The sequence below is a fragment of the Stenotrophomonas sp. 05L44_2 genome (assembly GCF_056665995.1).
Map to the genome: position 1 here is coordinate 1 of NZ_JBFTNR010000098.1, position 8,090 is coordinate 8,090.

8 protein-coding genes are annotated in these 8,090 nt (G+C 66.9%); 1 reads left to right on the plus strand and 7 read right to left on the minus strand.

The features are described 5' to 3' along the window. Positions 1-122: 122 nt before the first annotated feature. Complete coding sequence (locus tag AC1VAN_RS05305; protein WP_442251970.1) at positions 123-785, minus strand: decarboxylase; 663 nt, start codon at positions 783-785, stop codon at positions 123-125. Between the two features lie 168 nt (positions 786-953). On the opposite strand from AC1VAN_RS05305, the gene AC1VAN_RS05310 reads away from it, so the two are divergent. Continuing rightward, positions 954-1,247 carry a hypothetical protein gene (locus AC1VAN_RS05310; protein WP_025878511.1) on the plus strand — a complete coding sequence of 98 codons (294 nt, stop codon included), beginning with the start codon at positions 954-956 and terminating at the stop codon, positions 1,245-1,247. Positions 1,248-1,296: 49 nt separating this feature from the next. Here the strand turns inward: AC1VAN_RS05310 and AC1VAN_RS05315 are convergent, their stop codons facing one another. The 6 genes from AC1VAN_RS05315 to AC1VAN_RS05340 form a co-directional block, all read right to left on the minus strand. Next, positions 1,297-2,169 carry a hypothetical protein gene (locus AC1VAN_RS05315; RefSeq protein WP_478014085.1) on the minus strand — a complete coding sequence of 291 codons (873 nt, stop codon included), beginning with the start codon at positions 2,167-2,169 and terminating at the stop codon, positions 1,297-1,299. 67 nt (positions 2,170-2,236) lie between these two features. Further along, positions 2,237-3,943: a D-lactate dehydrogenase gene (gene dld / locus AC1VAN_RS05320; RefSeq protein ID WP_442251972.1), complete on the minus strand. Its 1,707-nt coding sequence runs from the start codon at positions 3,941-3,943 to the stop codon at positions 2,237-2,239. Continuing rightward, positions 3,940-5,079, minus strand: coding sequence for an FMN-dependent L-lactate dehydrogenase LldD (lldD, locus tag AC1VAN_RS05325; protein WP_480985402.1), 1,140 nt, complete (start codon positions 5,077-5,079; stop codon positions 3,940-3,942). The genes dld and lldD overlap by 4 nt, the downstream gene beginning before the upstream one ends. 4 nt (positions 5,080-5,083) lie before the next feature. Next, positions 5,084-5,848, minus strand: a complete 765-nt coding sequence (lldR, locus tag AC1VAN_RS05330; RefSeq protein WP_032975263.1) for a transcriptional regulator LldR — start codon at positions 5,846-5,848, stop codon at positions 5,084-5,086. 53 nt (positions 5,849-5,901) lie between these two features. Further along, a complete protein-coding gene (gene lldP / locus AC1VAN_RS05335; RefSeq protein WP_480985403.1) occupies positions 5,902-7,560 on the minus strand; it encodes an L-lactate permease in 1,659 nt (552 codons plus the stop codon). A 177-nt stretch (positions 7,561-7,737) separates the two neighbouring features. Further along, positions 7,738-8,090, minus strand: a 353-nt coding sequence (locus tag AC1VAN_RS05340; RefSeq protein WP_480985404.1) for an MgtC/SapB family protein, incomplete at its 5' end; no start/stop codon positions are given.

The following is an 8,090-nucleotide window of genomic DNA, read 5'->3' on the forward strand; positions in this document are numbered from 1 at the left end:
GGGCACGCTGGCACAACCGGCCAGCAACAGCAGGGGCAGCAACAGAAATCGCACGGCAACAACTCGCAGGATCAGGCGCGCAGGCAGCGCCGCGCGCCATTCTAGCCAGTGGGATGTGGCAATCAGTAGGTGCCGAACGGCACTTCAACCACGACCGGGTCGCCGGCAGGCAGCACCTGCAGGGTGTACCGGTCCAGTGCGCCGTCATCATCGGCCAGCGGCTGGCGGTGGAACTGCAGGCGATAATGGCCCTCGCCCACGCGCACCTCGGTGCCGTCGGCAGCCAGCGCGGCAGCGTCGGGCAACAGCAGCCCGCCCAGGTCGCTGTAGGCACCGGCAACATCGGCGAAACCATAATCGGCCAGTTCATCCACCCGCTGCATCGCATAGACATGCGGCAGATACGGGCGCGCCGGGCTGCGGCCGTTGCTCAGATCGGTCACCCCGGCCTGCGGCAGGTGGTACTGCTCGCGAAGCGCGGCAACACCCAGCGACTCGCTGGCCACCTGCAGGCAGCACACCGTGCGCTTGCCTTCACGGTCGAGGATGGCGAAGCGATCACCACGGGTAGCGGCCTGCGGCAGCATCGCGAACGCCAGGTTGCGCTGCGCCGGCTGGTAACCGGCTTCGGTCTGCAGGTTGCGCCAGCCACCAAATACCGGCGCTTCGGCCGCGGGCGCTGGCGCCGGTTCGGCAGCCATGGCTGCCACTGCCATGCAGAGCAACGACAGCACTGCCGTCGTCTTCACTGCGTTCTGCCTGCCACGGAAACTGCCTGACCTCATACCGGACCCAACACCTGCACCGGAATGGCCCGGCCTGCCCGCCGGCACGTTGCCGGCAACGCCGGCCACTATGCAGTGCGGCGGCCGCGCGGGCAATGACCCGAACGCTGCCGGGTTTCGCGCGGTCAGTGCTATCGTGCCGCCAATCCCCTGCGCAGGAGCGCCCGCATGACCATCCGCCTGACTCTGTTGCTGCCCGCCTCGGCCTTGTTGCTGTCGGCCTGTGTCAGCACTCCCGGCCCGGAGGTCAAGGGCAGTGGCCGCTGCGATGCCAGCCAGCTGGGCTGGGCCATCGGCCAGCCGGCCAACGAGCCGAACATCCGCCGCCTGTCCAGCGAAAGCGGCGCCGGCATGGTCAACCCCATCGGCCCGGCCACCATCACCACCAAGGACATCCGCCAGGACCGCCTGCGCGTGTTCGTGGACAAGGACAACATCATCACCGCCACCCGCTGCGAGTAAGCGCGTCACGGCCGTTGCTCAGAGCCGGGCATGCGTCCGGCTCCATGGCTCAGGGCTCGGTGTAGGCCGAGCACTCCGGCAGCGGCTGGTCCGGCTGGTATGCCCCTGACGTGAAGCGGAAGGCGCGCGTGTAGCTGCATTGCGCATCCTGTTCGGTGCGCAGGTCCTTCTTCGTCAACCGCCCCTTGGCCAGCGAGTCCCGCTGCGGTGATACCCCGGCCGGATAGTTGGTGGCCCCGGTCTGGTAGCGCAGTACGGGCATGTCCTGCGCTTCGGCTGCCAGCGCAAGTTCCGCATCGAAGCTGTACTCGTCATGGCAGGCGCCGGCGCGCTGATCAAAATCGCGCTCGCTGAAACAGGCCCGGATCATCTTGTTGGCCGACCACGCAACGGACAGCACGTCGGCGTCCACCTGGATGCCATCGTCGAGATGACGGATGCGCGCCAGGTGCAGGGTCGATGCGCTGGCACCGCCGCCGGAATACATCGCACGGGCCTCCACCAGACCGCCGACGAGCACGTTCTGCAATGCGGCCTGTTGTGGATCGGCCACGGCCTGGCCTGCCCCGGCGCCGGGCGCCAGGCGCACGATGAAGGGCCAGACCCGCAGGTCGCCATCGTCAACCACGTCGATGGGCACGTAGCGCATCTGCGGCTCGCCTTCAGCATCCGCGCGCTCGGCAACTTCCAGCGAGGCCGGCTGGTCTTCGCCCGCTGAAGGCAGCGCCTGCACGCACCACTGGCCATCAGCAGTGCAGTAGCGCTCCGGGCCGTCCGGTCCCTGCCCGCCCTGCAGCAGCAGCGTCTCCAGCCGGTTGCCTGCCGCGTCCCGTTGAACGGGCGCAACGTCCGCCGCTGCAGGCAACGACGATGCCAGCAGCAGTACAGACAGCAGCGCGTAAGCCATGCGCGTGGAAACCATGATCATCCTGTGCGCACCGGCACGTCCTTGCGAGGGGCCGATGGTAGCGCAGGCGCCACGTTGCGGCTCAATGCCCGTCGCAGTCGCAGCTGCCCCAACCTCTCGCCTTCGACGTCTGGCCGATGCCGGGGTTGAAGGTATTGCTCGGGTCCAGCGTGCGGTAGAAGCCGGCCAGCGCCGGCTTGGCCGGATACAGGTGGCCGACGTTGTGCTCGGCCGGGTATTCCGCGCCGCGCTGGTCCAGCAACGCCCACATCGCATGCTCGATGGCCATCGGATCTTCACCCTTGCGCGCGATGTAGTCCTGGTGGAACACATGGCACAGGAAATGGCCGTAGTACAGCTTGTGCAGCAGGCGCCCATCGATATCGGCCGGCAGCTGCTCGAACCAGTCGGCGTCATCGCGGCGCAGCGCAATGTCCAGCGCGACGATGTCCTGCACCTGCCGGCGGTGCACTTCGCGGTAGCGCACCGCCGCACCGGCCACCGCGAAACGATGCAGGAAGGCCTTGCGTCCTTCGTCCGCCGTGCAATGGAAGTAGCCGCCTTCGTGGTCGTTGAAGAAGCCGCGCAGCCAGGCCTCGGTGGCAGCCGCATCCTGTGCGGACACTTTCAGCAGCAGATGATGCTCGTAACGCTGGCGGAACTCGCCCATGCGCTTGGGCAGGTGCGATGGCAACAGGCCGGTCAGCGCCTGCATCATCCGGTCGGTGACACCGCGCAGGCCCAGCCGTTCGAACCAGCCATCAACCCGGCTCTTCAGTGCGAATGCGGCCGGAACGCGCGCGGTACCGAGCTTGTCGATCAGCAGGAAACTGTCCTTGCCGTAGCGCTCGCCGATGTCATAGGCATCCCGGTGGATGTACTCGCCGGCGATGGGCAGGCGCTCGAAGCCGGTCAGCAGCTGGCGGCGGATCGCGGTCAGGCTGTCGGTGCGGTTGCTGCCGATATAGAAGACCTCGGCGGCCTCCTTCTCGAAGGTATCCAGGCGCACGGCGAACACCGCCAGCTTGCCGGCAGATCCGGCCGCCTCGAAATGGCGGCTGGGGTCGGCGTTGAAGCGTGCCGGGGTATCGGCATCGACCTTGCGCACTTCCTCGGCATAACGCGGATCGGAGGCGGCACGGCCATCACCGTCGCTGACATCGGCAGCGCTGTAGTCACCGCTCTGCAGGCGTTGCAGGATCTGCTCGGGCGTGTCGCCCAGCGCGATGCCCAGATGGTTGACCAGTTGCAGTTCACCCCGCGCGTCGACCTGCGCATACAGCGCCAGTTCGGTATAGGCCGGGCCGCGGCGCACCAGCGCGCCACCGGAGTTGTTGCAGATGCCGCCCAGCACCGAGGCGCCGATGCACGACGAGCCGATCACCGAGTGCGGCTCGCGGCCCAGTGGCGCCAGCGTCTGCTCCAGCCGGTCCAGCGTCGCGCCGGGCAGGCACAGCACCTGGCGGCCTTCATTCAACAGCTGGATGCCGGTCAGGCGCAGGGTGCTGACCAGCACGATCGGCCGGCCGTAGTCGTCGCCGTCCGGGGTGGAACCGCCGGTCAGGCCGGTATTGGCCGCCTGCAGGATGATCGCGGCCCCGCCCTGCACCGCGGCCTGCAGCACGTTCCACAGTTGCAGCAGCGTGCCCGGGCGCACCACCGCCAGTACCGGGCCATCACCGAAGCGATAGCCGCGACGGAAGCGACGGGTGGCCTTGTCGCCGGTCAGTACGTGGCGGTTCCCCACCGCGGCACGCAACTGTTCCAGCACCGTATTGCGATCACTCATGGCAGGCGCACCAGCGAATCACGGCCGATGTCGGCAATGCGATGCGCGCCGGTCAGGGTCATCGCCACGCGCATTTCCTTGGCGATCAGGTCCAGCAGGTTGGCCACGCCGGCCTCGCCCTGCGCGGCAAGAGCGTAGACAAACGCGCGGCCCAGCAGCACGGTGTCGGCGCCCAGCGCCAGCATGCGCACCACGTCCAGGCCGGTGCGGATGCCCGAATCGGCGAGGATCTTCAGGTCACCCTGCACGGCGTCGGCGATGGCCGGCAACGCCCGTGCGGTGGACAGCACGCCGTCGAGCTGGCGGCCGCCATGGTTGGAGACCACGATGCCATCGGCGCCGAACGCGACCGCATCACGCGCATCGTCCGGGTCGAGGATGCCCTTGATCACCATCKGSCCTTTCCAGAACTCACGGATCCACTCCAGGTCCTTCCACGAAATGGACGGATCGAAGTTGCTGCCCAGCCAGCCGATGTAGTCCGCCAGGCCCGTTGGGTTGCCACGGTAGGTGGAGATGTTGCCGAGGTCATGCGGGCGTCCGCGCAAGCCCACGTCCCACGCCCAGCGCGGATGGGTGATGGCCTGGCCGATGCGGCGCATTGCAGCGTTCGGACCACTCATGCCCGAGTGTGCGTCGCGATAGCGCGCGCCCGGCACCGGCATGTCGACAGTGAATACCAGAGTGGTCACACCGGCCGCCTGCGCGCGCTCCAGCGCATTGCGCATRAAGCCRCGATCGCGCAGCACGTACAGCTGGAACCACATCGGGCGCTGGATCGCCGGGGAGACTTCTTCGATCGGGCACACCGACACCGTGGAAAGCGTGAACGGAATGCCGCGGCTGTCGGCTGCACGCGCGGCCTGCACTTCGCCGCGACGGGCATACATGCCGGTCAGGCCGACCGGTGCCAGTGCCACCGGCATCGCCAGCTTCTCGCCGAACAGCTCGGTTTCCAGGCTCAGGTCGGACATGTTGCGCAGGACGCGCTGGCGCAGCGCGATGTCGGACAGATCGGACACGTTGCGCTTCAGCGTGTGCTCGGCATACGCGCCACCATCGATGTAGTGGAACAGGAACGGCGGCAGCCGGCGTTCGGCTGCGGCACGGTAATCGGTGGAGGCGGAGATGATCATGGGGTCAACCGTGTGGGGAAGGTAGACGCGAAGCCCGTGCACGCCGGGCTTCGTTGTCATCGAGGGTGCGCAGCGTGGTGTGCACGAACTCGAGGTGGGCATGCGCGGCGGCGCGCGCGCGTTCGGGGTCGCCGGCCAGCACCGCATCCATCATTTCGCGATGCTGGTCGGACAGCGGCGAGAAGGTCCTGGCCGAGGTGTAGAGCTTTTCGCGGCTCTGCGAGATATTGGTCTGCAGCAGTTCGAACAGGCCGCGCATCACCTGCAGCAATACCAGGTTGTGCGAGGCCTCGGCGATGGACAGGTGGAAGGCCGCATCGGCCTGCGCCTCACCGGCGGGGTCGTCCTTGCCATGCGCATCCATCATGGTCTGGAACGCCTGGGCGATGCGCGCGCGGTCCTCGTCGGTGGCGCGCAGCGCGGCGTGCCAGGCCGTGGCGCCTTCCAGCGCGTGGCGGATTTCCAGCACATCGAAGCGGTATTCCGGGTCCCCCTGGAACAGCGGCAGGTACGGCACCAGCGGTTCATCCAGCGCCTGCCGCGCACGTGCGGCGGGCTCGCTCACGTAAGTGCCACCGCCTACCCGCGCGGTCAGCAGACCATGGCTGGACAATTGCGCGATGGCCTCGCGCAGCGCGGTGCGCGAAACCCCCAGCTGAACGGCCAGCGTGCGCTCGGCCGGCAGCCTGTCGCCCGGCTGCAACTGCTGTTCCTGCACCAGCGCWCGCAGCTGCGCGGCCACCTTGTCCGAAACCCGTTGTGTGCTCATGGCGCCATTGTGGCCCGAAGCACGCCGCTGTTGGTCGGCCTGTACTGCATGGCTCAGGGAATCATCCAGGTCAACCAGTAGGCCTGGGCTAGGGTGATCAGGCCGACCATCGTGGTGAAGATCAGGCTGTGCTTGACGGTGAAGCGGAACAGGTCCGACTCCTTGCCGGCCAGGCCCACCGCCGCGCAGGCAATGGCAATGGACTGCGGCGAGATCATCTTGCCGGTGACGCCGCCAGTGGTGTTGGCCGCTACCAGCAGCACGTCGGACACGCCGATCTGCTGGGCGGTGGTCGCCTGCAGCGCCGAGAACAGTGCATTGGACGAGGTATCCGAACCGGTCAGGAACACGCCCAGCCAGCCCAGGAACGGCGAGAAGAACGGGAACGCCTTGCCGGTGTGCGCCAGTGCCAGCGCCAGCGTTGCCGACAGCCCCGAATAGTTGGCGWTGAAGGCGAACGCCAGCACCATGCCGATCGAAAAGATCGGCATGCGCAGTTCGCGCACGGTTTCAGCGAAGGTCTGCAGCGCCGAACGCGCCGGCATGCGCAGGGCGATGATCGCAATGATTGCGGCAAGGATGATCGAGGTACCCGTGGCCGAGAACCAGTCGAACTTGTACACCGCCTCATAGCTCAGCGGCGCATCGACGATCGGCGGCATCTTCTGCACCATCTGGTCCAGGCCCGGCACCGGAATCTTCAGTACCCAGCCTTCAAGCGGGCCACCGGCTGCGAACAGCGACTTGAACGGCTTGATGCTCCACACGGTGACCATCGCAGTGAGGATCAGGAATGGCGACCACGCCTTGGCGATCTGGCCGACGCTGTGGCGCGGCGCCTCCATTGCCTGTGCGGCCGCCTCAGCGCTGGTTTCGGTATCGAAGCGGAAGATCCGTACCGGCTTCCAGCGGCGCAGGAACAGGGTCAGGCAGACCAGCGACGCCAGCGAGGCGGTGATGTCCGGCAGTTCCGGGCCGATGAAGTTGGAGGTCAGGTACTGGGCGATGGCGAACGAACCGCCTGCCACCAGCACCGCCGGCCAGGTTTCCTTGATGCCGCGCCAGCCGTCCATGATCGCCATGATCCAGAACAGCACGATGACAGTCAGGAACGGCAGCTGGCGGCCGGCCATCTGGCCGATCTCGAAGGCATCCAGGCCGGTCACCTGCCCCGCCACGATGATCGGGATGCCCATCGCGCCGAACGCCACCGGCGCGGTGTTGACGATCAGGCACAGGCCGGCCGCATACAGCGGCTTGAAGCCCAGCCCGACCAGCAGCGCGGCGGTGATTGCCACCGGCGCACCAAACCCGGCTGCACCTTCCAGGAAGGCGCCGAAGGCAAAGCCGACCATCAGCATCTGCAATCGCTGGTCCTCGGTGACCGACAGGATCGAGGCACGGATGATGTCGAACTGGCCGGTCTTGACCGAAACCTTGTACAGGAACACCGCGCCGATGATGATCCAGGCGATCGGCCACAGGCCATAGACGAAGCCGAAGCCGGCCGCGCCCAGCGCCTGCGCCACCGGCATGCGATAGAACAGCAGCGCCACGGCAAGGGCGATGGCCACCGTGATGGTGCCGGCGATCCAGCCCTTCATGCGCAGCACGGCCAGGGCGATGAAGAAGAAGGCGATCGGCAGCAGCGCGATCAGGCTCGACAACCACAGGTTGCCGGCGGGGTCGTACACGTGTTGCCAGGGCTGCATAGGGCTCTCGACAGGAACAGGAGGTTCCCCACCGGGTGGGGGCGTCGGGCCCGCCATATATTGGTCGTACCACATTGACCAACAATCGGGCCACAGGCGCGAATTGAACCTCCAATCCTGCCGACAGCCTATTAGACCATAGGGCTATACGGAATTATTGGTAGTACCATTTGGCGATTACAACTTCTTTTCCACCCGCCGTATCAACGCCAGCACCAGCACGCACAGTACGCTGACACCGAGCGCGATCACGTACTTGCCGATGCCCACGACAATACCGATGGCCGCGGCCATCACCAGCGAACTGGCCGTGGTGAGCCCGCTGACCTGGTCTTCGCGATTGCCGCGCAGGATGGTGCCGGCGGCAACGAAGCCCACGCAGGCCACCACCGCTTCGATCAATCGCACCGGGTCGACCTGCAGCAGATCGCGGTAGCGTTCCTGCTGGAAGTGTTCGGCCACCGAATCACCGAGGCCGACGATCAGCGCAGCGGCACCGGCAATCAGCATGTGCGTGCGCAGGCCGGCAG

Excerpts from the sequence above, each read along its gene's own strand:
- AC1VAN_RS05305 (WP_442251970.1), bottom strand. The coding sequence starts at position 785 with ATGAGGTCAGGCAGTTTCCGTGGCAGGCAGAACGCAGTGAAGACGACG.
- AC1VAN_RS05310 (WP_025878511.1), top strand. The coding sequence starts at position 954 with ATGACCATCCGCCTGACTCTGTTGCTGCCCGCCTCGGCCTTGTTGCTG.
- AC1VAN_RS05315 (WP_478014085.1), bottom strand. The coding sequence starts at position 2,169 with ATGGTTTCCACGCGCATGGCTTACGCGCTGCTGTCTGTACTGCTGCTG.
- dld (WP_442251972.1), bottom strand. The coding sequence starts at position 3,943 with ATGAGTGATCGCAATACGGTGCTGGAACAGTTGCGTGCCGCGGTGGGG.